This window comes from Zhenhengia sp. (assembly GCF_046966505.1).
Classification (GTDB): Bacteria; Bacillota; Clostridia; order Lachnospirales; family Cellulosilyticaceae; genus Zhenhengia; species Zhenhengia yiwuensis.
The window spans coordinates 1-26354 of record NZ_JBKVCH010000022.1 but is presented as its reverse complement, the minus strand read 5'-3'; the positions used below and the strand labels follow the sequence as shown (position 1 = coordinate 26354).

Here is a 26354-nt window from a genome sequence, read left to right as displayed (position 1 = left end):
CAGAGCAGCTGACTTGTAATCAGCAGGTTATCGGTTCGAGTCCGATCGTCGGCTTCTTAAAAGCTATGTAGATATTTTTTATCTACATAGCTTTTTCTTATATAAAAATAAGTTATCTATCTTATCAGATATTTATAAAAAATAATTTATATTGTATAATAAACCTAACAAATATGAAAAAGTTAAGGAGATATAATGAAGAAAGTAAGGAAAGTTAAGTTAGCTTATAAAGTTATAGGGGCATATTTGTTGGGGCATTTTATTATTGCATTAAGTATTTTAGCTATCATGGGGGTAGGAATTAAAACTATACAAGAAAATTTTATACACACATATACAACGAATGCACTCCAACATATAGAGTATTTTGATGAGCAATTGTTAGACTTACAAGAGTTATTGATGTATACCATGCAAAGTAAAAGTATCTTAGTAATTACTAATCAATATGAACAGCTATCTGATTATAATAAGGTAAGTTGGAAGAAGCAAGCTAAAGATGACCTTCTAGTAATATACGGACAATATAAATGGATTGATGATATGGGGATTTATATATCTGAACAAGATCTATGGATTACTGCTTTAGACTGGTTTAGACCTGATGAAGCAATAGGAAAGCTAGATAAAAAGGAAGGGATATATTTTTTAGGGGATACTTTATATTTACTAGAGACATATGAAAATCAGCAAGAATACAGAAAAGGATATATAAAATTAAATCAGCAAGAATTAGTAAACTTAATGGAAAAAATGAAATTTAATGAAGAAGCATATATAGAGGTTTTTCTTAATGGAGAGCAATTAGAAATTTCACCTTTTAATAGACAAGAAGAAAATAAGTCGTACAGGGAAATTATTGTAAAAAGTAAATTATACCCGCTAGAGTTTCGTATTTACGTAGCTAATCAATTAATTGATTTCGGAAACTATTTTTATGTATTGAGTATATTTTCTTTAATATTATTATGTTTTATTACAATCAAATTTGCTAAATATCTTAATGCAGCTATACATAGGCCACTTCAGCATGTACTTAATCATATTGAAAATATGAATACCAATAATTTTGAAGAAGAAATAAAGCACGAAGGAACAGATGAATTCGAATATGTAACAGAGAGTTTTAATAAAATAAAAAACCTATTAGAAAGTTATATTAAAAAAAATTATGAGCAGGAAATTAATATGAAACAAATGGAGCTTAGCCATTTGCAAGGACAGATTAAACCACATTTTCTATATAATTGTTTTTTTAATATAGCTAATATGTGCAAGACATATGATGTAGATAAGATAGAACAGATGACATTAGGCCTGGCTAAATATTATCGCTATATAACAAGAACCGATCACAAGTTTGTTAAATTAGAGGAAGAATACGAGCATATGAAAAATTACGTGGCTGTTCAGCAAATTAGATTTGAAGGTCGAGTAGAAATAGATATAGATGCATTACCAGAGGTGTTAAAGTCTTTACATGTGCCAAGATTAATTTTGCAGCCTGTAGTAGAAAATGCGTATAAATATGTATTTGAAAAGATTGAATCAGAAGGTAAATTACATATTAGGGTAAAGGAACAGGGTAACTTTATGCTTATACAAATAGAAGATAATGGGCAATTTATTGGATTAGAGCAAATAGATTCTTTAAGAGAAAGAATACAAATGGGTAAAGAGCCTATAACAGGGCTTGTGAATATTAAAAAGAGATTGAACTATATCAATGAAAAGAATGATATTATAGTAGATCAAGGAGAATTGGGGGGATTAGCGGTTATATTAAAAGTTTGGATAAAAGATTAAATACATATATAGGGGGAAGAAATATGTATAAAATTTTAGTAATAGATGATGAGAAAAGTATAGTAAAAGGTCTTGTAAAAGTTTTAGAGAGTAGAGAAGAATTAGAGCTTCAAGTCTATTATGCTTATACAGTAAGTGAAGGACTTAAGATTGCTAAAGAAGTCAAACTAGATATTTTATGTACAGACATCAATATGCCCATCATGGATGGCTTTGAATTTAGCCAAAGTGTTAGGGAATATTGGAAGGAGTGTAAAATAGTCTATCTGACAGGGTATGATACATTTGATTATATTTATAGAGCAGTTAATCAGTATGAAGGAAAATATGTACTTAAGAATGAAGAGGACGAGAAGTTTATACAAGTTATTAGACAATGTATTACAGAGATAGAACTTAGTAAGCAGATGAAATTAACAGAAGGTAAAATGCTGCAGATTACAGACCAAAATAAAGCTTACGAAAGGTGTCAGTTAATGACAGAATTTTTAGGATGTAAAAATGCTAGTGAAAGCCTAGAAATGTTAAAGAGTATATATGAAGAAGGGCCTATTCAAATAGAGCAAGACTTTTATATTGTCATAGGTAAAGTTTTGGGAGAATCCTATAAAAGAAAAAATAAAGAAGTTATTTATAGGCTTATAAGGCAAGTCAAAGAACAATATAGTTATTTTTATGAAGTAGATGAAATGAAATTATATCATAATACCTATTTAATTGTGATTCAGCCTAAACAGGAGTTTGTAGAAAAACAGATTCTAATTGGAAATATGTTGGAGGAAATGCAAACACAGCTATTAACCTTGTATGAAGAAAAGATTTCGTTTATTTACTCTAATCAGAGGATCACAGGGCAGAAATTGAAAGACCAAGTTAAATTATATAATACCTTGTTGGACATTAATCTGTCTAAGCATATGCCTATTCTGATTGATATAGAGGCATTAATGGAGAAAAATAAATTGGAAGATACCAATCATGATCAATATGTCTTGCAGATTGATAAAATGATTATGGAAAAGAGATTTCTTGATTTGAAAGAAATTTTTGAAAGTCTTTATATTAGTATTAAGAATACTTATGAACTAAGTTTGATTGATACACAAATGTATTATAAATGTTTAGAGAAGGTCGTATCCTATATAGAAAAAGAAATTAACTACTTAGAATTATCAGAGGAACTGCAAAGAGGCTACTACCATTTGCGTTATTTAACTGGAATAGATGAGATTCATCAATTTTTAGTATTGTTACTTAAATATTTGGGAGAAGATAAACAGCTTACTACAGAGACAGAAGAAGATATGATTATTAAAAAGATAGAAGGATACATATTAAGTTCCATAACAGAAGAAATTAGTTTAACGACACTAGCTAAGTTAGTTTACTTTAATCCTTCTTACTTATCTAGATTTTATAAAAGTGTTACAGGTAGAAATCTATCACAGTTTATTAAAGAAGCTAAGTTAATAAAGGCAAAGGAACTATTAAGAACCAGTGATAAAAAAATAGGGGATATTTCTAAAATGTTAGGCTATGAATCCGTAGGTTATTTTACTGTATTTTTTAAGAAGTCTGTAGGACTTACCCCAACAGAATATCGAAATCATCAATAAACAAAAATAGAGTTAAAGAAAGTAAAAAATATTTTCTTTAACTCTATTTTTCTATAAAAGTAAATAAAAGAAAACAAGGTAAAGATAAAGCAATTGAACAAAATATACACAAAATATATAATTTTATATATAAAATTAATGAAATTATACAAATTCGGAGGTGCTATATGGGAAGAAAAGTAGGGGCAATGATACTCGCTTTAACCATGTGTATGAGTGTACTAGGTGGATGCGCAGAAAAGGAAAAAGAAACAACAAGTACATCTACAGCGGTAGTAGGAGAAGTAGATCCATTTGGGAAATATGAAGAGCCTGTAGAGGTAACAGGAGTTCTTTCATTTTCAGCTGCATCATCAGAAGTACCTGCAGGTACAACACCAGAGAATCAATCATTTGTTAAACAAGCAAAAGAAAGATTTAATATTGACTTTAAATGGTTATGGACTGCACCAACTGATCAGTATGAGCAAAAATTAGGGGTAGCTATGGCATCAGGGGAATTACCAGATGTTATGGCTGTATCAGCAGTTGATTATCAAAATTTATTAGAGAATGAACAAATTATGCCATGGAATGATGCATTAGAGTGGGCAAGTGATACTTTAAAAGAATGGATTGGACGTGATCCAGCAGTTCTTGAAAGTGTGACAGATGAAAATGGTAATATTATGGCTATTCCACAATATTGGGATTCAAAACGTGACCTTAATATTATGATGATTCGTACAGACTGGTTAGAGCAAGTGAATATGGATATACCAAAAACTGTAGAAGAATTAGAAGCAGTAGCAACTGCATTTAAAGAACAATTAGGTGCAGAGATGGGAATTAGTCTTTCAAAAGATGTTTTAGCAGGTACGTCCCCACTTGCAGCGCTTATGAATATGTTTGGTTCTTACCCAACTGCTTGGTTAGAAGGGGAAGAGGGGACATTAGTACCAGGAGAAATTCAACCTGAAACGAAAGAGGCGCTAGAAACACTCAATCGTTTCTATGAAAAGGGATTAATACATAAAGAATTTGCTTTACATGATGCAACGAAACTTAGAGAGTTTATTGTGTCAGAAAAACTTGGCATCTTAATTGCACCATGGTGGGCATTCGACTCATTTATCGGTAAGGAAATTGCAAAAAATGGAGATAGCAAATGGGCAACTGCACCTATTCCAAAAGCAGAAGGAACAAATGGGGCATTACTTCAAACTATGATGATTGAAGACTACTACGTATTAAATGCAAATTGTAAAAATCCAGAAGCTGTTATAAAACTTTTCAATCTTTGGGCACAATTTGAGACTGAATATCCAGAGGAAGCTAAAGCTGAAAATGGACATGTATGGAACTGGGTACCAACAACTTATTTTGACCCATATGATATTCAAACTCTACACGACAACTTTAATAAACAAATTGAAACAGGTGATTTGAAGACTGTACCAGAAGGTATTAACGGAGGAGATATTCAACTTTGGGGGTATGCTGAAGATTACTTCAAATGGAAAGCTGGAGAAATACCTTATGATGAAACAAATAAATGGGGCAAATATTTAGCAAGAATTGATGACGATTTTGCTTGGGGAACAACAGAGCAAGTTGTAGAAAACAAAGAATATGAATTAAATAAATTCTATGGCCTTGCTACAGATACAATGAAAGAAAGAAAAGCTACACTCAATAAGTTAACAGAGGAAACATATGTAAAAATGGTAATGGGAGAAACACCTATTAGTGAATTTGAAGCCTATGCAGACAACTGGTTAAAACTAGGAGGTAATGAAATTATCGAAGAAGTTAATGCGTGGTATCAAAATCAATAAAATAACTATAAAAGGGTAGTAGTCTTATTACCCTTTTACTTTTACAGAAAGAAGGATGGTAGATGGAAAATATTAAGGCATTTCTCAAAAAAGATACGACAGCATGGCATCTTATGTTAATACCTGGTGTTATTTTTACTGCTATATTTGCTTATTTACCGATGGCAGGTATTGTAATGGCCTTCCAGAAGTTTAATCCTGTAAAGGGGTTTATACGTTCTGAATTTGTAGGAATGAATAACTTTGAGTACGTATTCAACTTACCTGGTTTTTATGATGCGGTATGGAATACACTTTACATATCTGTACTTAAAATTATATTTGGCTTAGTCGTACCTTTAGTACTGGCTTTACTTTTAAATGAAGTTGTACTTAGACGTTTTCAGAAATATGTTCAAACAGCTATTTTTGTACCTTATTTCCTATCTTGGGTTATATTAGGTGGAATTATAAAACAAATTTTTGCTTTAAATGGACCAATTAATCAAATGTTAGAGGGAGTAGGTGTAGAACCTATCATGTTTTTACTAGATAATGCCTGGTTCCCGATCGTTATCGTTATAACGCATGTATGGAAAGGCATGGGTTATAACATGATTGTTTTCCTTGCGTCTATTGTAGGGATTGATACAAGTCTCTATGAAGCAGCAGAGATGGACGGAGCTAATGCATGGCAACGTGTAAAATACATCACACTTCCTTGTATGATGCCTATTATTCTTCTTATTGGTATTTTAAGTCTTGGTAGCTTATTAAATGCTGGATTTGACCAAGTCCTTATGCTTTATAGCCCTGTTGTGTATGAAAGTGGTGATATTATCGATACTTTTGTATATCGTTTAGGTATCTTTGATAGGCAGTACTCACCAGCAGCAGCAGTAGGATTATTTAAATCTTTTATATCACTTATTCTGGTAGCCTTCTCTTATTGGACAGCTTATAAAGTAAGTGATTATCGAATCTTCTAGAAAAAGGTCAAGAAAGGGTGTGAGTATATGGCAATAAAAGAGTCAAAGGGGCGTAAAGTATTTAACCTATTTAATATTATCTTTTTATCTATTATCACTTTAATCTGTGTATTACCATTTATACATTTATTTGCAGTATCTATGAGTTCACAAGCTGCAACTACAGCAGGGGAAGTTGGGCTTTTACCTAAAGAGGTCAGTTTAGAGGCTTACAAATACTTACTGCAAAAAAAGGAATTCTTCCAATCAATGGGGGTAACCGTTGTAAGGGTATTGATTGGTACGGTTATCAGCATGGCCATTACTATTTTAACAGCTTATCCATTATCTAAGTCTGATTTACGCTTTAAAAAGCGTAGCATATATGTATGGTTCTTTGCATTTACAATGTTCTTTAGTGGCGGTATGATTCCAACTTATATGGTTATTAAAAGCTTAGGACTTATTGATACCATTTGGGCATTGGTACTTCCTACAGCTATGAATGTCTGGAATGTTATTTTACTTCTCAACTTCTTTAGACAGATTCCAAAAGACTTAGAAGAAGTAGCCCTTATTGATGGTGCAAGTCAGTTCTATATTTTATGCAAGATTTACTTACCAATTTCTTTACCATCATTAGCAACTATTTTACTTTTCACTATTGTTGGGCATTGGAATTCATGGTTTGATGGTATGTTATACCTTAATACAACAAGTAAGTACCCATTACAAACGTACTTGTCAACAGTTGTACTTGATCAAAATATGACAGCAAATCAGATGATGTCACCAGAACAGCTCTTAGCACTTGAAAGTATTGGGGATCTAAACTTACAAGCTGCACAGATTTTCGTAGGGGCACTACCAATCTTACTTGTATATCCATTCCTACAACGCTTCTTTATTAAAGGTATTGTAGTAGGTAGTGTTAAAGGCTAAATCTATAAGAATAGGAGATTAACTTATGAGCATAAAAGAAATTAAAAATAAAGCCGTTATATTACGTTATAATGAAGAAACATTACAAATAGAAGTAGAAAACCATGGCAACCTTTGGCAGTGGGATGAAGTTTATAAACCTTATTTTAAGATAGGTGAAGAAACAATTTATTTTCAAGATGCAGGAGCTATTGAGCACTTTAGTTGGCATACAGGTGTAGGCGAAGGTTTTCGAACAAAGTTTTCTAGATTCGTTATTAATGGTAGTGAAAGTCCTTTAAGTTTTGAAACGCTTGTATGGGTAGAAGATGCTACTCAAAATGTATACTTTGAACTTATTCCAGTAGAGGAAGCCCATGAACTTATGGGTAACTTCTACTGGCCAGGTCAAATGGCATTTAAAGAAAACAGTAGTAAATGGTACACAGTTATTAATATGTTACAAGGTCTAATGATTCCTAATAACTGGCCACATCAAGTAGATCGTTTAGTATTTGATGGACAAATGTGCAGTTCGGCAGCCTATATGCCATGGTTTGGCCAAGTAAGAAATACAGATGGTTATATTGCTATTGTATGCACACCTTGGGATGCAGGTTATCAAGTTAACCATCCAGCGGAATCTGACTTTTGTCATATTGCAGTAAGATGGTTACCAAGTATGGGTAAATTAACTTATAAACGTAGTATGAAAATGACTTTCTTAGAAAACTGTGATTATAATGACCTTTGTAAGGTGTATAGACAATATGCTAAAGAGCAAGGATTATTGATTACTTTAAAAGAAAAGGCAGCTAAAAATCCATTAGTAGATAAGTTTATTGGGTCTGCCATTGTACATACAGGTATTAAAACACATGTATCACCAGATTCAGCATACTATGATAAAGAACATCCAGAAAAGAATGATGAGGTCATTTCATTTGCAACAAGACAGGCTCAAATGGAAAAGCTTAAAGAAGCAGGCCTTGAAAAAGTTTACCTTCATTTAGATGGATGGGGCAATCCAGGGTATGATAATAAGCATCCTGACTATTTACCAGCTTGCGTAGAAGCAGGTGGATGGCCTGGGATGAAGGCACTTTCAGATAAAATGAAAGAATTAAATTACATGTTTGCTATTCATGATCAGTATAGAGATTACTACTTTGATGCAGCAACTTATGACAGAGATTTTGCTCTGCAAAATCCAGATGGCTCACATATTGAATTTTGCAGATGGGCAGGGGGATGGCAGACTTATATTTGTGCATCACAAGCACCACTTTATTTAAGACGTAACTTTACAGAGCTCTTTAGACAAGGCATTCAGTTAGAGGGTACTTATTTAGATGTATTTACATGTAATGAGTTAGATGAATGTACACATCCATGGCACCGTATGACACGTAAAGAATGTATGGAATATAGAAAATCATGTTTTGACTACTTAGTCGCACATGATATTCTTCCAAGCTCTGAAGAAGTTATTGACTGGGCTGTACCGAGTGTTGTAACCGCACACTACGGACCATATGCCTTTATGCTATGGCCAAATGATGCACCTAAAGGCGTGCCAGTTCCACTCTTTAACTTGGTATACCATGACTGTGTTGTACTTCCGTGGCTTATGAAAGAAGATGCTAGCCAAGGAGATTATATGTTATATGCTCTATTAAACGGAGGAGCAGCTTATTTAGATGCTGAGAAAGATGGAGAGGCCCTTGAACATGACATTGAGCGTTACCGTCAAGTAGCAGCACTTCAAGAAAAAGTAGCAAAATGTGAAATGGTTAGACATGAATTTTTAAATGAAGCATACACTGTGCAAAAGGCTGTGTATAGTGATGGAACAGAAGTGACTATTGATTTAGAAAAAGGGACTTATAGTATTCATTAAAAAAGAGAGGGGCTGCTGGTAAGGCAGTCCCTTTGTGCTAAGAGAATATGAGAGGTGAGTGGCTTCAATCCTGTTAGGTAAGAATGTGTAAGCCTACTTCTTATTTAGTTTCTTTGAAGGGTTCATCCTGGACATAGATACCGGATAGTTTTTGAATGCCGCGTGGGATAGCATCTTTGGCATTTTTCCAAGGGGCAGCGCTATTGCGGTAGTCATATTTATCAATGAACCAGGAAAGATCTTCTTCAATACGTGCTAAGCTTTCTTGAAGCTTCTTCTGACTTTCTTCAAGGAAAAAGGTTTGGTCTTTTTCTTTTAGATGATAAGGGGCTTCTTCAAGAAGTTTGGTAAAGTGAGGTAGGCAGAAGCCCTTACTATTTATAAAGAGTGTTTTAAACTCCTCATTGGTTGTAAGAAGATAAAAGAAAGTTTTTATGTAGCGATCAAAGTTATAGTCAATACGGCTGCATACATAGCAGGAAGAAAGGGTATCATTTAGTTTTTGAGTAGCAGGCGTATGAGTAGAAGCAGATTGCACTTTAGCTCCCTTTTTAAGCTTTTGAAGTAGGGAAAGATTTTGCGCACGTGTATGACTTAAAGTAGATTTTAAAGTCTTTTGAAGAGCTACGTAGTGTGTTTGTAGGATAAAGGCAAGGCCTAGACGGTTGCCATAGTCATAGAGTTTTTTATAATGTTCTTTGCAAAAGCCGAGAGCATCTGTTTTTTCACGAATATCATCTTCCATATAAGAAGCGCCTAAAGTAAAGGAGATGGCATCTTGTTCAAGGTTACGATAAATAAAGCAGAATGGGCATTCATCTTCAGCTTTAAAAGCATCTGTAAGTGGAATGGTATAAAGAGTATCTTTCATAAACGACTCCAATCTTGTAAAAATTTTTAGTTTACTCTGTCTATTATAACATATTTAGTAGATAAATTCGGAAGATTAAAGTAAAATAAAAAGGAGGCAAAATTGGATAAAAAAACTTCCATTGGTAATAATATGTAAAGGACTTTTCTAAAGGATGTGAATCTATGAAAAACGTAGCCATAGTAGAGCAGTTAGAGTACTTTAATATTGGTCAGATACTGGAGAGCGGACAAGTTTTCCGATTTGAGAAGATTAATGATCATACCTATATCCTTATTGCAAAAGGTAAGTGTATTAAGATTACTCAACTGCCAGAAAGTACAACCTTAATGATTTACAATAGTACCTTAGGAGAGTTTGAGGAAATATGGAGGCCTTACTTTGATATTGATACAGATTATGGACATATTGCGCGTACATTAGTGCAGAAAGATAGTCATATGGCTAATGCAGTAGCTTTTGGGAAAGGCATTAGGCTTTTAAAGCAGGACCCTTGGGAGATGCTGATTTCTTTTATTATTTCTCAGAATAAGGCTATTCCACATATTCAGCAGTGTATTGCTAATATTACTGAGCGTTATGGGCAGAAGATTGATTATGAGGAAGAGAACAAGAAGAGTTACTATACCTTCCCTACACCTCAGGAATTAGCAGTAGCCACAGAAGAAGAGCTTAGAGCATGTAAAGTAGGCTTTAGAGCACCTTATATTATGGACGCATGTCAGAAAGTCGTAAGCGGTGAGATTGTACTTAATGATTTATTCAATATGTCTTCGCAGGAAGCTAAAGAGGAACTTATGAAGATTAAGGGTGTAGGGCCTAAAGTATCAGATTGCATTTTACTATTTGCCTATGGAAAGATGGATCTTTTTCCTACCGATGTATGGATTAAGCGTGTCATAGAAGGCATGTACTTTGAGGGAAAGGAAATCTCATTAAAGGCTATTCAAACATTTGCTAGGGAATATTTTGCTGATTTAGCTGGATATGCACAGCAGTATCTCTTCTATTATGGTAGAGAAAATAACTTGTATAAGTGAAAAATTCCTTAAAATTGAGAGATTAAGAGAAAAACACTGAAATAGCATTAAAATGCAAAAAAAACAATTAAAAATAATTAAATTTAGGCTTGCAATCTCTATAAGAATGGCATAATATTATTTATGTAATTAGCACTCACTTATAAAGAGTGCTAACATTTAAGAGATTACATACTTTATCTATAAAAGGAGGGTATTTTTATGAATTTAAGACCATTAGGCGACAGAGTCGTACTTAAACAATTAGAAGCCGAAGAAAAAACTCAATCAGGTATCATCTTAACAGGTGCTGCTAAAGAAAAACCACAAGAAGCTGAAGTTATTGCAGTTGGACCAGGTGGTATTGTAGATGGTGAAAAAGTAGAAATGCAAGTTAAAATCGGCGATAAAGTAATTTATTCAAAATACGCTGGAACAGATGTGACATTAGATAAAGAAGAATATATTATCGTTAAACAAAGTGATATTTTAGCAATCGTTGAATAATGGGAGGTAAGGTACAATGGCAAAACAAATTCGTTTTGGAATGGAAGCAAGACAATCACTTCAATCAGGTGTAGATCAATTAGCAAATGCAGTTAAAGTAACACTCGGACCAAAAGGCCGTAACGTAGTACTTGATAAATCATATGGTACACCACTTATTACAAATGATGGTGTTTCAATTGCAAAAGAAATTGAACTTGAAGACCCATTTGAAAATATCGGTGCACAACTTGTAAAAGAAGTTGCAACAAAAACAAATGACGTTGCTGGTGATGGTACAACAACAGCTACAGTACTTGCTCAAGCAATGATTACTGAAGGGCTTAAAAACATTACAGCAGGTGCTAACCCAATCATTATCCGTCGTGGTATGCAAAAAGCTACTACTGAAGCTGTAGAAGCAATCAAAGGCATGAGCCAAACAGTTAATAGCAAAAACCACATTGCACGTGTTGCTGCTATTTCAGCTGGTGATGATGAAGTTGGTAACTTAATCGCTGATGCTATGGAAAAAGTATCAAATGATGGCGTTATCACAGTAGAAGAATCAAAATCTATGACAACAGAATTAGATGTTGTAGAAGGTATGCAATTTGACCGTGGATACTTATCAGCATACATGGTTACAGATACAGAAAAAATGGAAGCAGTTCTTGAAAATCCATACATCCTTATCACAGATAAGAAAATTACAAACATACAGGATATCTTACCTGTCCTTGAACAAATCGTTCAATCAGGTTCTCGTCTTTTAATTATTGCTGAAGACGTAGAAGGCGAAGCTCTTGCTACACTTGTAGTAAACAAACTTCGTGGTACATTTAACTGTGTGGCTGTTAAAGCACCAGGTTTTGGTGACAGAAGAAAAGAAATGCTTCAAGATATTGCTACACTTACAGGTGGTACAGTAATTTCTGAAGAATTAGGTCTTGACCTTAAAGATGCTACAATGGCTCAATTAGGTCGTTGTGGAAGCATTAAAATTACAAAAGAAAATACAGTAATCGTTGATGGTGCTGGGGATAAAGAAGCTATCGCTCATAGAGTAGCAGTTATTCGCCGCCAAATCGATGAAACAACTTCTGATTTCGATAGAGAAAAACTTCAAGAACGTCTTGCTAAACTTGCAGGCGGTGTAGCAGTAATCAAAGTTGGTGCTGCAACAGAAACAGAAATGAAAGAAAGAAAACTTCGTATCGAAGATGCTCTTGCAGCTACACGCGCAGCTGTTGAAGAAGGTATCATCGCAGGTGGTGGTAGCACATATATCCATGTTATTAAAGCTGTTGAAAAACTTCTTGATGAAACAACAGGCGATGAAAAAACAGGTGTACGTATTATCTTAAAAGCTCTTGAATCACCACTTCGTCAAATCGTAGCAAATGCTGGTCTTGAAGCAGCTGTTATCATTGACAAAGTTAAAGCTTCAGAAGCAGGTGTTGGTTTCAATGCTCTTACAGAAGAGTATGTAAACATGATCGATGGTGGTATCATTGACCCAACTAAAGTAACAAGAAGCGCACTTCAAAATGCAACATCTGTAGCATCTACATTCCTTACAACAGAATGTATTGTAGCAGATATTAAAGATAAGGAAGCAGCTATGCCAGCAGGTGGCGGAATGCCAGGCATGGGTGGAATGGGAATGATGTAATCATTCTATAAAAAGGAACTGGAGACGGTTCCTTTTTTTATGCATTCATAAGGCTAGGTGAGGTACTCTTCCAGCTTTTGTTTATGTAATGCTGAGAAAATAAATAACCTTTTTAGAGTATAAAAATAGCCTCTTGCTAGAACGCAAGGGGCTATTGTAATTTTTAGAAGCTTACTTGGCTAAGGAGGCCGAAGAAGCCAGCTATCAGGACGATAAAGGCAAAGACAATGCGGTAAACTGCGAAGTAGCGCATTGGTTTTTTCTTAAGGAAGGCAAGAAAAGAGCCGATGACAAGGAGTGCTACAATGAAGGATACCCCAAAGCCTACACCTAAAGAGGTCCATTCAAGACTTGTAAGTGGTGTGGGCATTTTGAGCATTTTAAGGATATGTATAAGTGCTTGCCCCATCATAACGGGGATAGCAAGGAAAAAAGAGTACTCTGCAGCAGCTACAGTTGATAGGCCACATGCCCAGCCACCAATAATAGTAGAAGCAGAACGGGACATACCAGGGACCATGGAAAGAACTTGGAAAAGGCCAACAGTGAGTGCTTGTTTGGGACTTATTGTAATGTCTTCTAAGGAAGTCATTTTGCCTTTTCTAAGTTTATTTTCTGCATAAATCATCCAAAGTGCACCAAAGAACAGCGTGCAAGCTACGACCACAGGATTAAATAGGTGTTCTTGTATCCAGTCATCAAAGGGCAGTCCTATAGCAGCTGCTGGAATACAGGAAATTAAAATCATACCCCAGAAGTATAGGCCGCATTTGTTGACAGGGGTACTTTTACTAGGAAAGAGATGAACGATAGTAGACCAGATTTTTTTCCAGTAGAAAACGACAACAGCTAGTATGGCGCCTAGTTGAATAACCATATTGAACATGTCCACAAATTCTTTGCTAGAGTGTTTATAGAAGTCGATAAGGTTAGAAAAGATAATAAGGTGCCCTGTGGAGGACACCGGTAAGAATTCTGTTAGCCCTTCTATGATGCCCAGTAGCCCAGCTTTAAGCATAACAACAAGATCCAAGATATAACCTCCTAAAAGTCACACAGTATTAGATATCACAGAATTCAATCTTAATATTATGTGAAGTATAAGTTGATTGGTAAGGTTGATCTATAATAACATCTTCAATCGGAGGTGTAGGTAGGACGATACTAAAGCAACTCCCTTCATTTAACTTACTATAGCAAGTAATAGTACCCCCCATAATGTGTACAAGATCCCTTACTATAGATAAGCCTATGCCACAGCTATGTTCTTTAGAACTAGTCCCTTGATAAGACGTAATAAAGCGATCAAAGATATGGTCTAGCTTATCAGCAGGAATACCAATACCTGTATCGAGAATGTCAATTTGTATACTTTCGCCTAGATCAGAGACAGTGATATAGAGCTGGCCACCAGGAGCTGTATACTTAATAGCATTGGAAAGTAAATTGAATATAATACGTTCGAATGCTGATGGGTCTGTATGGATTAAGCGTTCATCTAAATCTGTATCAAAGGTGTACGAGATGTTTTTCTCTTTCATATAGTAGTAGGATGCTTCACAGAGCGTTTCAACAGCATCTACAACATTAAAAATCTGGGAAGAGAACTGAAGCATATTATTATCGAGTTTAGTTAGGTCTAAAATGTTGTTAATCAATTTTAAGAGCTTAAGAGAATTAGATTGCATCATACCTGTATAGTGTAGACATTCAGGAAGTGTAGTAGCGTGTTCCTGCATTTGTAAGGCACTGTAAATAATATTAATAGGCATTTTAATATCATGAGAAAGGTTAGAGAAATAATTCATCTTCAAGTTTTGCTCTTCTAAAGCTTTTTCCGCCGCTAACTTCTGTTTTTTCTCAGTAATATTACGTAAAATACATACAATATTTATAGACTCGTGTAAATATGTAGTAGTAAAAAGGTATTCTACATCATAAACTTCATGATCTAAAGTGGTGAGCTTAGCTTCACCTTTTAAAAGTTCATTAGGATGTTCAAGCAATCCATTATAGGCAGATAGAGTTTGAGCATCTAGTTTTAAGTAATCAAAGAGTATGCAACCACACAGGCTATGCTTAGTGGAAGAATGGAATAAATCGAGTGCTGCCTGATTGGTATCTAGAATTTTATTATCTACGCAAAGTAGAAATGGTTCAGGAAAAATACTTAGAATACGCTCATATTGATTGGTTTTTGCTTTAAGATTACTTTCTAATCGTGCAGCATATGTACTATAGTGATAGAGTTCCTTATAAGTATCTTCAATCATTTTTTCAGAAGCTTCATTCTTTAAATACAGTTCACCAAAAGGTCTTAAGATGCAGCAATCAATTTGACCTATAATCAATAGGTACAATGATGAAAGCCTGAAAAAATAAGAAATAATACTAGGTACTGTTAACGGATTGAAGTAAATTAAATGGATTGATTCATAAGTCACACAGCAAACAGCAAACATAATCATGATAATTTTATGCGTATCAGGAATCTTATAACGTATGGAGTATAGCTTATAGAAAGTAAAAATCATTGCAATAGGAAAGAAGAGATTAGAACATAAGTTAAATAAAAGTGCATGCAGTGTATGACCTGTAACAAAGGCGACATATGTCTTGGTTGAAAGAACTGGGAATAGGAAGATTACAATTAAGGCAAAACATCCCATAAGTATACAACTTATAAATTCTAATCGCTCAGGCTTTTTTACATAAGTAGTGGTTAAAATTATGAGAAATACTCCAAAACTTATATGAACGAGATGGTTAGCACCCATAGATACATCATAACGATTAATAGTTATATCAAAAAGTTTAAGGATGACAAATCTAAGAGAGAGCAAGAGATTAAGAGCACCATAAAAGATAGAGAGATAAGATAAGAATGCATTTTGCGTAATGTACCTCGTATAGAAAGCGTTAATCATAAGATAAAGTGATAAGCTAAAGAGAACGACTTTGAAAACAGAGAAAAAAGTGTCTTCATCAATTAAATAAAGTCCTATAAAAAAACAATTGAAGATGCCAAGCAATACCAAATGTTTATATAAATGACGATGAAGGAACTCGCTTTTGGCGTGGATGAGATTGTTCATTATAATACCCCTTACTAAAAAATCATTTCTTTTCTATTATAATACAAAAATTGCTAAAGTGCGACAATTATTTTAAATAGTTAACACTTTTCTGATTTGTGGCATTCATTGAAAAGAAGGTAAAAATAGGGTATAATGAAATATATAAAAATCAATAAGATAAAAGGAGAAGGAAAACATGGGTGATAGCTTTAAAGAGCAGTTAGTACCAATGACAATGAGTCAAAAAGACAAACTACAACGCACAATTATATGGACTGTAGCAATTTTAGTATCTGTTATTTTATTCTTTGTATTACCAATCTTTGCAGCACCTATTTTAGTGCTTGCAGTCATGTGGGGGGCAATGTTCTTTGCAAGTAAACTAAAAAAAGAACATGAGTATGCTTTAACCAATAATATTATGGATATTGATGTCATCTACAATAAAGAAAAAAGAAAACGTATTATGGAAATTGACATTAAAGAGGCTAACGTCATTGCAAGTATTAAAGATGAGAGACGTCAAGATGAAATCAGCCGTGGGCAAAAGGTTATCGATGCAAGTGATGGTAATCATACTAAAGCAACATATGCTATTATGTATCCTCATGAGGGACAATTACTTAAAATCCTCATTACACCAAATGAAGAAATGCTTCAATTAATGTATAAGCAAGCACCAAATAAAGTTTTTAAATATAGAGGGTAGTTTATAAAATTTGAAAAAAGTGGCGAAAAATGTGGACTAGTTGTATATAGTCCATATTTTTATTGTGTAAACCTCTTATTATTATATTAAAAAACACTACTAACAATTTAAGAAAGGATATGCTATAATAAGCGATAACAAAAAGCAAATCTGATTTTTCGTATATACTTGGCGATTGGGCCGAGAGTATCTACCCGCTTACCGTAAATAAGCGGACTACGAGGAAACTTAAATTAGTAGTACACAGTTTATTACTGTATTGCTCTTTAATTCCTCAATACCTATTCTATTGAGGGATTTTTTTATATAATCCATTACACAACATACTAGGAGGAACTTCACATGTCAAAAATTATTAAAGACGGCATTACATTTGACGATATTTTACTCGTACCTAATTACTCAAATGTATTACCACATCAAGTATCACTTCAAACACAACTTACTAAAACAATTACACTAAACATTCCAATGATGAGTGCTGGGATGGACACTGTAACAGAGGCACGTATGGCTGTTGCAATTGCTAGACAAGGTGGTATTGGTATTATCCACAAAAATATGTCTATTAGTGAGCAAGCAGAAGAAGTTGACAAAGTAAAACGTTCTGAAAATGGTGTTATTACAGACCCATTCTTCTTATCACCAGAACACTATGTATATGATGCAAATGAATTAATGGCAAAATACAGAATATCTGGAGTTCCTATTACAGAAGGTACAAAATTAGTAGGGATTATTACAAACCGTGATTTACGCTTTGAAACAAATCATAATCGTAAAATTAAAGAAGTTATGACAAGTGAAAATCTTATTACAGCTGAAGAAGGTACAGACCTTGCAAAAGCTAAAGAAATTCTTTCTAAACACCGCATTGAAAAATTACCAATTGTAGATAAAGAAGGTAACTTAAAAGGACTTATCACAATCAAAGATATTGAAAAAGCTATCCTTTATCCACAAGCAGCTAAAGATGCTCAAGGTAGACTTTTAGTAGGGGCAGCTGTAGGTGTAACAGGAGATGTACTTGAACGTGTAGATGCACTTGTAAAATCTAAAGTAGACGTAATTACAGTTGATACAGCTCATGGTCATTCACAAGGTGTTATTAATACAGTTAAATTAATTAAATCAAAATACCCAGAACTTCAAATCATTGCTGGTAACGTAGCAACAGCAGAAGCTACAGTAGCACTTATCGAAGCTGGTGCAGATGCAGTTAAAGTAGGTATCGGGCCTGGTTCAATCTGTACAACACGTGTTGTTGCAGGTGTAGGTGTACCACAAATTACAGCAGTAGAAGATTGTGCTAAAGCAGCAGCTCCATACGGGGTTCCGGTAATTGCTGATGGTGGTATTAAATACTCAGGAGACATTGTAAAAGCAATCGGTATGGGTGCTAATGTATGTATGATGGGATCAATGCTTGCTGGTTGTGAAGAAAGTCCAGGAGCTACAGAACTTTATCAAGGAAGAAAATATAAAGTATACCGTGGTATGGGATCAATCGCAGCTATGGAAAATGGAAGCAAAGACCGTTACTTCCAAAATGATGCTAAAAAACTTGTTCCAGAAGGTGTTGAAGGTCGTGTAGCTTACAAAGGTTACTTAGCAGATACTGTATTCCAAATGATTGGTGGTCTTCGTGCTGGTATGGGTTATGCAGGCGCATCAACAATCGAAGAACTTAAAGAAAAAGCAACATTCGTACGTATCACAAGTGCTGGTCTTAAAGAAAGCCACCCACATGACATTCAAATTACAAAAGAAGCACCAAACTATAGCGTAGAATACTAATTAATAGTATATTATTATAGTGAAGTATAAGACGGCTTTTAGTTCAGACACATATTAGAGGAGGAAATACGGATGAAACATGACTTAATTATCGTACTAGATTTCGGTGGACAGTATAATCAGCTTATCGCAAGACGTGTTCGTGAAAATAACGTTTACTGCGAGGTACATCCTTATAATTTAAGCATCGAAAAAATTAAAGAAATGAATCCAAAAGGAATCATCTTCACAGGTGGACCAAACAGTGTATATGCTGATGAATCACCAATCTGTGATAAAGAAGTATTTGAACTTGGTATCCCAGTACTTGGGATCTGCTATGGTTCACAACTTATGGCTCACCTTTTAGGTGGAAGCGTAGCAACAGCTCCAGTAAGTGAATACGGTAAAACAGAAGTAGCAGTAGAAACAGCTTCAAAATTATTTGATGGGGTAGCACCATCTACAATTTGCTGGATGAGCCACACAGACTACATTGAAAAGGCACCAGCAGACTTTAGCATTACAGCTCATACACCAGTATGCCCAGTAGCAGCTATGGAAAATGCAGCTAAAGGACTTTACGCAGTACAATTCCATCCAGAAGTTATGCATACACAAGAAGGTCAAACAATGCTTTCAAACTTCGTTCACAAAATTTGTGAATGCGAAGGTGACTGGAAAATGGATTCTTTCGTAGAAACAACAATTAAAGAAATCCGCGAAAAAGTAGGCGACGGAAAAGTATTATGTGCTTTATCAGGTGGTGTAGATTCATCTGTAGCAGCAGTACTTCTTTCTAAAGCAATCGGAAAACAACTTACATGTGTATTTGTAGACCACGGTTTACTTAGAAAAAATGAAGGGGATGAAGTAGAGGCAGTATTCGGTCCAGAAGGTCACTATGATCTTAACTTCATCCGTGTAAATGCACAAGAAAGATTCTACGCAAAATTAAAAGGCGTAGAAGATCCAGAAACTAAGAGAAAAATCATCGGTGAAGAATTCATTCGTGTATTCGAAGAAGAAGCTAAAAAAATCGGTGCTGTAGACTTCTTAGTACAAGGAACAATTTACCCAGATGTAATTGAAAGTGGACACGGTAAATCAGCAGTTATCAAATCACACCATAACGTAGGTGGATTACCAGACTGTGTAGATTTCAAAGAAATCATCGAACCACTTCGTCTTCTCTTCAAAGATGAAGTACGTAAAGCAGGTTTAGAATTAGGTATTCCAGAATACCTTGTATTCAGACAACCATTCCCAGGTCCAGGACTTGGTATCCGTATCATCGGTGAAGTAACAGCAGAAAAAGTACGTATCGTACAAGATGCAGACTGGATCTACCGCGAAGAAATCGCAAAAGCAGGTATCGATAAAGAAATCGGTCAATACTTCGCAGCTCTTACAAACATGCGCTCAGTAGGCGTAATGGGCGACGAAAGAACATATGATTACGCAATCGCCCTAAGAGCCGTAACAACAAGCGACTTCATGACAGCAGAATCAGCTGACCTTCCATGGGAAGTACTTGGAAAAGTAACAACAAGAATCGTAAACGAAGTTAAAGGTGTAAATAGAGTAATGTACGACTGTACAGGTAAGCCACCAGCAACTATTGAGTTTGAATAGTCGCGAAAGCTAGTAGCAGTGCGCTGATAAAATAAAAAGGTTCCAATGAGAGCTCGCTCTCAATTGGAACCTTTTTATTTTATCAGCATAGGGCGTAGCCCGTGCACTCAGTTATGTTGCATGATTTTGGCAACATGACTGAGTGTGAGCACTGCTAAATCAGGAGAATTCACTCTTATAAGGTATATACTAGCTCTATTTTTATAGGGCGTAGCCCGGCATCTATGTGTGCTATGTGTATTTCATAGCATACATAGATGCGTGCACTGTGTGCTCGTAGAAGTTTAAGAATAGTTGAATCGGTATACCTTTTCTAGAAATAAACTTCCTAAATGTGGAAGAGCATCTTTTTAAAATACAATAGGCTTTTTTCACTTGATTTAAGGGCAGATTTTAGGGAGTATGCTGAAAGTGTATTTTTTCTGAATATTTTACTGGATTTAACTCTAAAATAGGTGTATAAATAGAGTATAAGTTTCAAGTGCAAGGACTTCTCACATTCTAGATAATGAGAAAGACTTGCATAGCTAAGAGGAAGCTTGAATCGTTTAGTTCCCCCTTCTAAAAGAGACAACTTCTTCTTAGGAACCAAGCTATTTGATGGTGGCAGTCGAGTAGTACTTGGGGCAATATCTGTTTCAGGACATCTTTTTTGTAAGCCACGTTCAATGGCATAGTCAAGTGAGCCTAACGGCAGGCTGAAGGTCATCCTAAGCTACGGTAAGCTGACGCAGTAACTTGTAGTGATACATGCAGTGGCATCCCTTTCACCTATAGGCACTGAAGATGCGAACTAAAGCCAAAGAAAACCTAATGCCTCCCAGAAGTCAATCTAAACGGAGCTAATGAACAAATGCTTATGCCTAGATGCCGAGAAATGTGCCACAAAATAAAAACCAACCTAAGTCATGCCTATGTTTTTAAGGGGGAGGCATACTTGGGTTGGTTTTTATTGTTTTTAGACAACTGGTAGTAGGATAGAAAGAGGCTAAGTCTTTTATAGAAATAATATAATTAGAAAAAATGAGAAAATATAACTTAATATTATAGAATTTAGTGAAAAAATAAATTATAATATGCTGTATCAAATAACTAAGCATGAATCCAAATAAAGGAGGATAAAATGAACTATATTCTATGGTATACAAAGCCTGCGCAATCTTGGTTAGAAGGTTTACCTATCGGTAATGGACGTTTAGCTGCAATGGTACATGGAGGAGAGAGCTATGACCAATTAAGTCTGAATCATGAATGGCTATGGAGAGGTGTGAATAAGAAAAGGGAAAATACACAAGTTGCGGAGCATTTGCATGAGATAAGAGCCTTACTTCAACAAGACAAATTTTATGAGGGAACTCAACTTGCTAACCGTTATTTAGGTGGAGCAGGTGGTGTAAGTGGAAAGAAAAATAGGGTAGATTCCTATCAACCTGCAGGGGACTTATATTTTGAGTTTAAGCAATTTAAAAGTTATATTAGACGTCAGTTAGATATTAAAGGAGGCGTTGTTGAAGGGGAACGAGAATTAGAAACGGGAAAAGTAGCGTCTACCTTTATAGCTGATCCACAATCAAGTTTGATTTTTGGAAGATGGCATGCCGTAGAGGGAACCTTTTCAGGGGTACTATCCTTTTCAAGAGTAGCAGATGAGGAAGCTATAACGCAGTGTGATGTAACTGAAAACGGTATTACTTTTAAATGCAGTTTTAACTCAGGTATTGATTATCAAGTTGAAGTATCGATACAGACAGATGGAAAAGTAGAAGTTTTAAAGGGCTTGTCAATTATTGAAGCAACAGAATTAATGGTATCTGTAAATATAGCAACAAGTGTAAAAGGCATAGAAAAAGAGTTAAAGCAATATCCTAAACCGAATACATCATGGAATGAACTCGTCAATAGTACACGTCAATCATTTGAAAAGGTGTTTGAGTGTTTGACATTAGAAGTTGAAACAGAAGCTAGAAACTTACCAACAGATGAGAGAATTAGACGTGTTAAAGAGGGAGAGGAAGATCCAGACCTTATTGCACTCTATTTCAATTATGGGAGGTATTTATTAATTGCTTCATCTATAAGAGGAGAATTACCTGCTAATTTACAAGGTAAATGGAATGATCAGATCAATCCGCCTTGGGATAGTGATTATCATTTTGATATTAATCTCCAGATGAATTATTGGATGGTAGAAAAGGGAAATATGAGTGAGTGCGCAGAAGCACTTTTGAAATATGTAGAGCGATTTATTCCTCATGCTAAAAAGGCAGCTAGGCAGCTCTATGGATGTAGAGGCATTTATTTACCTCTCCAAACAGATGCTTGGGGAAGGGCAACACCAGAAGCTTATGGGTGGGCAGTATGGATTGGTGCAGCACCTTGGATTGCCCAACATTTTTGGTGGCATTATCTTTACACAGGTGACCAAACTTTTTTAAAGACAAGAGCTTACCCAATATTTAAGGAAATTGCATCTTTCTATGAAGATTATTTAGTAGAAGATGAAAAGGGTATTTATCAGATTATGCCTAGCCAGTCTCCGGAGAATAGATTTGAGGGAACTAAAGAATGGCCAGTTAGCATAGGTATTTCTTCGGCTATGGACGTTCAACTTGCATATGATGCCTTGAGGTATGCTATTGAAAGTGCCGAGGTATTAGAAGTAGATGAAGTACTGGTGAAAAAATGGAAGTCTATACAACAACACTTACCTCCTTTTGCCTTAGGAGAGGATGGACGTTTATTAGAATGGGAAAAAGAAAGAAGAGAAGTTGAGCCAGGACATAGGCATCTTTCCCATCTCTATGGCGTATTTCCATCAGACTTGTTTAATCCAATTGATCGCCCCGAGCAGTTTGAAGCAGCTAAGAAGTCTTTAGAGTATCGACTTGAACAAGGTGGGGGGCATACCGGATGGAGTCGTGCATGGGTAGCTTGTTTGGCTGCACGTATGGGAGAAGCGGATCAGCTATGGGATCATATGAATGGACTCATTAGAGATTTTGCTACATCTACATTATTAGATTTACATCCTCCTAAGATTTTTCAAATTGATGGAAATCTAGGAGCAGTAGCCGCCATCTTAGAAGGAATGGTACAAACATGGGGAGGTAAAACCCATCTTTTAAGAGCACTGCCTAAAGCATGGGCAAAAGGAAAACTATTAGGGGTAAAAGTGCCGGGTGGACATGTCTTAGATCTAGAATGGGATGGGAAGCAGTTAGTAAATCTACAAGTAACCATAGGGTATAGTGGACAAATTATTTTAGCAGACCTAGCAGAATTTTTTGAAGAACAGGAAGGTGTTAGGGTGCAGGGGAAAGATATCCTATTAAAAGGAGAAAAAGGAACTACTTTCAAAATGATTAAGGAGTTATATCCTAGGAATTCAAATTAAATAAAGATAAAAAATGCATCTCATTTGGAGAAGGCCTATAAGTGTCTGATTTGATAGAGGTGCATTTTTATATCTATAGGAGTACCTCTTATCATCTATATTGCTTCAGACTTCATGCAGCTTTATATTTATAGGTAGCTTATTTCCACTTTATCTGGCTCATACGATGAAGCAGCCTTACTAGGTGGATGCTCTTACTTTGGATTATTTACATATTTTAGCAGGAGTAGCAGCCGGTGCTGTAAAAGAATAAAGGTTTATTATAATAAAAAGGTGTCCTATACGGGTGAGCACTTACGCTCATAAGTTATAGGACACCTTTATTTTTATAGAGTATAGCTAAGTTTTAGGGTTAATTAATCACAATAGCACTAGCATCTAATACGTTATCGTAAATCCATTGGGCATTTTCTACAGCTAATCGGATACATCCATGGCTTAAAGCCATACCTAGTCTAGCATCTATGATTTCAGTTCCAGCAGCATTAAAGAGAACGGAATGATAATAATAGGCTCCTTTGATTCTGGTTGCATATTTAACTCTATAATTATCAGTACCAAAGTAAGGTTTTCTACCACTTACATAAAAAGTCCCCTTTATAGTGGGTGTACTAGGCTTTCCAACAGTGCAGTCCCATTTATAGAGTAAAACCCATAGACCATTAGCCCCTTTTTCAAAGACATAAGTGAGTTTATTTTCTAAGTCCGTTGTAATTAAGTTTACAGTAGGACTTGGGATTTGATTATCATTCACGAACCTAGTCATATCAGTATAAAAATATGTGAAATCGTAGTGAGCTGGGGAATTCCCATCATCCGTTAAGAAATAGCTAAAGATGTAGCCTTGTTGATCATTATAAACAACATGACTCCATTCACCCGTTACGGATAAAACTTGTACTTCAGATTTTTCAGGAACCATGGCAACTGGATTGGATTCAGCGGAAGGATAAGATCTTAAGAGTAAATCTAGCCAAGTATATTTAGTTGTTGATAAGGAAGAGGCAGGGACATAGCCTGTTAGATTGTTATACATAACGGTATACCAATCTTCTTCGCCATCAATAATCTGGACTTTTGCACCTGAAGGAATTGCGGTAAGTATTGTAGATGAAGTGGATTTTGTTTGATAGAGATTGGTATTGGCCAAAGTATATTTATAAGACTCTGATGTTTGTCTATTATTTCTTCTTAAATTTCTTCTCATATTTCACCTCAAATTTAGTCTTATAATACACTATGATAAACCTACAGGATAAGTGAAAAATGGTAATTAATTTTCTGAAAAACATGTTGACAAATTTATAATGTATAAGTATTATTGTATTAAGTGATTAATACAATAAAGAGGTGGTACAATGTCATGGAAATTTGATACAACAAGGCCAATTTATATGCAGCTCGTAGAACGTATCAAACTAATGATTGTAACAGGTGAGTTAGCAAGTGGAAGTAAGTTAAAATCTGTAAGAGATATGGCAGAAGAAGCGGGTGTGAATCCTAATACAATGCAAAGAGCATTAGCAGAGCTAGAACGTGAAGCATTAGTATATAGTCAAAGAACAAGTGGAAGATTTGTAACAGAGGATAAGGAGTTATTAACCAAAATGAGAGATGAATTTGCAGAGGAAAAGGTAAAGACATTTATAGAATCATTAATGCAGCTAGGTTATGCGCAAGATGAAGTCATAACACTGATACAACATTATTTAGGGGGAATAAAATAATGGAACCTATATTAGAAATTACTCATGTAAGTAAAACATATGGTAAGAAAGAAGCACTTAAAGATGTAAGCTTAAAGTATCAAACTAATGATTGTAACAGGTGAGTTAGCAAGTGGAAGTAAGTTAAAATCTGTAAGAGATATGGCAGAAGAAGCGGGTGTGAATCCTAATACAATGCAAAGAGCATTAGCAGAGCTAGAACGTGAAGCATTAGTATATAGTCAAAGAACAAGTGGAAGATTTGTAACAGAGGATAAGGAGTTATTAACCAAAATGAGAGATGAATTTGCAGAGGAAAAGGTAAAGACATTTATAGAATCATTAATGCAGCTAGGTTATGCGCAAGATGAAGTCATAACACTGATACAACATTATTTAGGGGGAATAAAATAATGGAACCTATATTAGAAATTACTCATGTAAGTAAAACATATGGTAAGAAAGAAGCACTTAAAGATGTAAGCTTAAAGATAGAACCAGGTAAAGTAGTTGGCTTATTAGGGCCTAATGGAAGCGGAAAAAGTACACTGATTAAACTCATTAATGGACTGCTTCAGCCAACAGATGGACAGATATTAGTAGCTGGTCAAGCATTAGGCATAGAAACTAAAAAGATGATTTCCTACTTACCAGAAAGAACTTATCTCAATGAGTGGATGAAGGTAAAAGACTTACTAGGATTTTTTAGTGACTTTTATGAAGACTTTGATATAGAGAAAGCACGACAGATGCTTGCTACACTTAAAATAGATGAAGACAGCAAACTTAAAACCCTCTCTAAAGGAACAAAAGAGAAGGTTCAGCTCATCTTAGTTATGTCTAGAAAAGCCAAGCTCTATGTTTTAGATGAGCCAATAGGAGGGGTAGACCCAGCAGCTAGGGATTATATTTTAAATACGATTATTAAAAATTATTCTGAAGAGAGCTCTGTCATTATAGCAACCCATCTCATTCAAGAAGTAGAAAATATTTGTGATG

The 26354-nt window shown here is 35.1% G+C and carries 21 protein-coding genes, 1 pseudogene and 1 riboswitch; of the genes and pseudogenes, 18 read left to right on the top strand and 4 right to left on the bottom strand.

The window, feature by feature from the left end; all coding sequences use genetic code 11:
* The first annotated feature begins 195 nt into the window (after positions 1 to 195).
* From ACLTBU_RS16540 to ACLTBU_RS16515, 6 genes are all read left to right on the top strand, one after another.
* A complete protein-coding gene (locus tag ACLTBU_RS16540) occupies positions 196 to 1806 on the top strand; it encodes a sensor histidine kinase (protein ID WP_412220066.1) in 1611 nt (536 codons plus the stop codon).
* A 23-nt stretch (positions 1807 to 1829) separates the two neighbouring features.
* Positions 1830 to 3422, top strand: coding sequence for a helix-turn-helix domain-containing protein (locus ACLTBU_RS16535; protein WP_412220063.1), 1593 nt, complete (start codon positions 1830 to 1832; stop codon positions 3420 to 3422).
* Between the two features lie 167 nt (positions 3423 to 3589).
* Positions 3590 to 5239: an extracellular solute-binding protein gene (locus tag ACLTBU_RS16530; protein ID WP_177671088.1), complete on the top strand. Its 1650-nt coding sequence runs from the start codon at positions 3590 to 3592 to the stop codon at positions 5237 to 5239.
* A gap of 62 nt (positions 5240 to 5301) precedes the next feature.
* On the top strand, positions 5302 to 6207 hold the full coding sequence (locus ACLTBU_RS16525) for an ABC transporter permease (protein ID WP_177671087.1): 906 nt from the start codon (positions 5302 to 5304) through the stop codon (positions 6205 to 6207).
* Positions 6208 to 6234: 27 nt separating this feature from the next.
* Entirely contained in the window at positions 6235 to 7128 is an 894-nt protein-coding gene (locus ACLTBU_RS16520; RefSeq protein WP_177671086.1) for a carbohydrate ABC transporter permease, read from the top strand.
* 25 nt (positions 7129 to 7153) lie between these two features.
* Entirely contained in the window at positions 7154 to 9007 is a 1854-nt protein-coding gene (locus tag ACLTBU_RS16515; RefSeq protein ID WP_249333991.1) for a DUF5696 domain-containing protein, read from the top strand.
* A gap of 100 nt (positions 9008 to 9107) precedes the next feature.
* Here the strand turns inward: ACLTBU_RS16515 and ACLTBU_RS16510 are convergent, their stop codons facing one another.
* The gene (locus ACLTBU_RS16510; RefSeq protein ID WP_249333993.1) at positions 9108 to 9878 is read right to left on the bottom strand and encodes a DUF6062 family protein; all 771 of its coding nucleotides are present in this window, start codon (positions 9876 to 9878) and stop codon (positions 9108 to 9110) included.
* A gap of 164 nt (positions 9879 to 10042) precedes the next feature.
* On the opposite strand from ACLTBU_RS16510, the gene ACLTBU_RS16505 reads away from it, so the two are divergent.
* The 3 genes from ACLTBU_RS16505 (at position 10043) to groL (ending at position 13058) form a co-directional block, all read left to right on the top strand.
* A complete protein-coding gene (locus ACLTBU_RS16505; protein WP_249333994.1) occupies positions 10043 to 10918 on the top strand; it encodes a DNA-3-methyladenine glycosylase family protein in 876 nt (291 codons plus the stop codon).
* 201 nt (positions 10919 to 11119) lie between these two features.
* A complete protein-coding gene (groES, locus tag ACLTBU_RS16500; protein WP_177671082.1) occupies positions 11120 to 11404 on the top strand; it encodes a co-chaperone GroES in 285 nt (94 codons plus the stop codon).
* Between the two features lie 16 nt (positions 11405 to 11420).
* Positions 11421 to 13058, top strand: coding sequence for a chaperonin GroEL (gene groL, locus ACLTBU_RS16495; RefSeq protein WP_177671081.1), 1638 nt, complete (start codon positions 11421 to 11423; stop codon positions 13056 to 13058).
* A gap of 163 nt (positions 13059 to 13221) precedes the next feature.
* Here the strand turns inward: groL and ACLTBU_RS16490 are convergent, their stop codons facing one another.
* Positions 13222 to 14091, bottom strand: a complete 870-nt coding sequence (locus ACLTBU_RS16490; protein ID WP_320650466.1) for an undecaprenyl-diphosphate phosphatase — start codon at positions 14089 to 14091, stop codon at positions 13222 to 13224.
* A gap of 28 nt (positions 14092 to 14119) precedes the next feature.
* The gene (locus tag ACLTBU_RS16485; RefSeq protein WP_412220059.1) at positions 14120 to 16153 is read right to left on the bottom strand and encodes an ATP-binding protein; all 2034 of its coding nucleotides are present in this window, start codon (positions 16151 to 16153) and stop codon (positions 14120 to 14122) included.
* A gap of 178 nt (positions 16154 to 16331) precedes the next feature.
* Here ACLTBU_RS16485 and ACLTBU_RS16480 point away from each other — a divergent pair, with 178 nt between their 5' ends.
* The 6 genes and pseudogenes from ACLTBU_RS16480 to ACLTBU_RS16455 all read left to right on the top strand — a co-directional run.
* Positions 16332 to 16844: a hypothetical protein gene (locus tag ACLTBU_RS16480; RefSeq protein WP_177671079.1), complete on the top strand. Its 513-nt coding sequence runs from the start codon at positions 16332 to 16334 to the stop codon at positions 16842 to 16844.
* A gap of 138 nt (positions 16845 to 16982) precedes the next feature.
* Positions 16983 to 17083, top strand: a riboswitch (purine riboswitch).
* Positions 17084 to 17186: 103 nt separating this feature from the next.
* On the top strand, positions 17187 to 18641 hold the full coding sequence (guaB, locus tag ACLTBU_RS16475) for an IMP dehydrogenase (protein WP_177671078.1): 1455 nt from the start codon (positions 17187 to 17189) through the stop codon (positions 18639 to 18641).
* Positions 18642 to 18713: 72 nt separating this feature from the next.
* Positions 18714 to 20255, top strand: coding sequence for a glutamine-hydrolyzing GMP synthase (gene guaA, locus ACLTBU_RS16470; RefSeq protein ID WP_412220056.1), 1542 nt, complete (start codon positions 18714 to 18716; stop codon positions 20253 to 20255).
* A 539-nt stretch (positions 20256 to 20794) separates the two neighbouring features.
* Positions 20795 to 20932 carry a hypothetical protein gene (locus tag ACLTBU_RS16465; RefSeq protein WP_177671068.1) on the top strand — a complete coding sequence of 46 codons (138 nt, stop codon included), beginning with the start codon at positions 20795 to 20797 and terminating at the stop codon, positions 20930 to 20932.
* Between the two features lie 446 nt (positions 20933 to 21378).
* On the top strand, positions 21379 to 23649 hold the full coding sequence (locus ACLTBU_RS16460; RefSeq protein ID WP_412220052.1) for a glycosyl hydrolase family 95 catalytic domain-containing protein: 2271 nt from the start codon (positions 21379 to 21381) through the stop codon (positions 23647 to 23649).
* Positions 23650 to 23727: 78 nt separating this feature from the next.
* Positions 23728 to 23862: pseudogene (locus ACLTBU_RS16455) on the top strand (carbohydrate ABC transporter permease); the annotation flags it as partial.
* 139 nt (positions 23863 to 24001) lie between these two features.
* Here the strand turns inward: ACLTBU_RS16455 and ACLTBU_RS16450 are convergent.
* Positions 24002 to 24856 (bottom strand): L,D-transpeptidase family protein, encoded by an 855-nt coding sequence (locus ACLTBU_RS16450; protein ID WP_177671066.1) that lies wholly within the window; start codon positions 24854 to 24856, stop codon positions 24002 to 24004.
* A gap of 151 nt (positions 24857 to 25007) precedes the next feature.
* On the opposite strand from ACLTBU_RS16450, the gene ACLTBU_RS16445 reads away from it, so the two are divergent.
* The 3 genes from ACLTBU_RS16445 to ACLTBU_RS16435 all read left to right on the top strand — a co-directional run.
* Entirely contained in the window at positions 25008 to 25376 is a 369-nt protein-coding gene (locus ACLTBU_RS16445) for a GntR family transcriptional regulator (RefSeq protein ID WP_177671065.1), read from the top strand.
* Positions 25377 to 25463: 87 nt separating this feature from the next.
* Positions 25464 to 25769, top strand: coding sequence for a GntR family transcriptional regulator (locus tag ACLTBU_RS16440; RefSeq protein WP_412220049.1), 306 nt, complete (start codon positions 25464 to 25466; stop codon positions 25767 to 25769).
* Positions 25769 to 26354 (top strand): ABC transporter ATP-binding protein (locus ACLTBU_RS16435; RefSeq protein ID WP_412220047.1); only part of this gene is annotated, 586 nt, incomplete at its 3' end. The genes ACLTBU_RS16440 and ACLTBU_RS16435, both read left to right, overlap by 1 nt.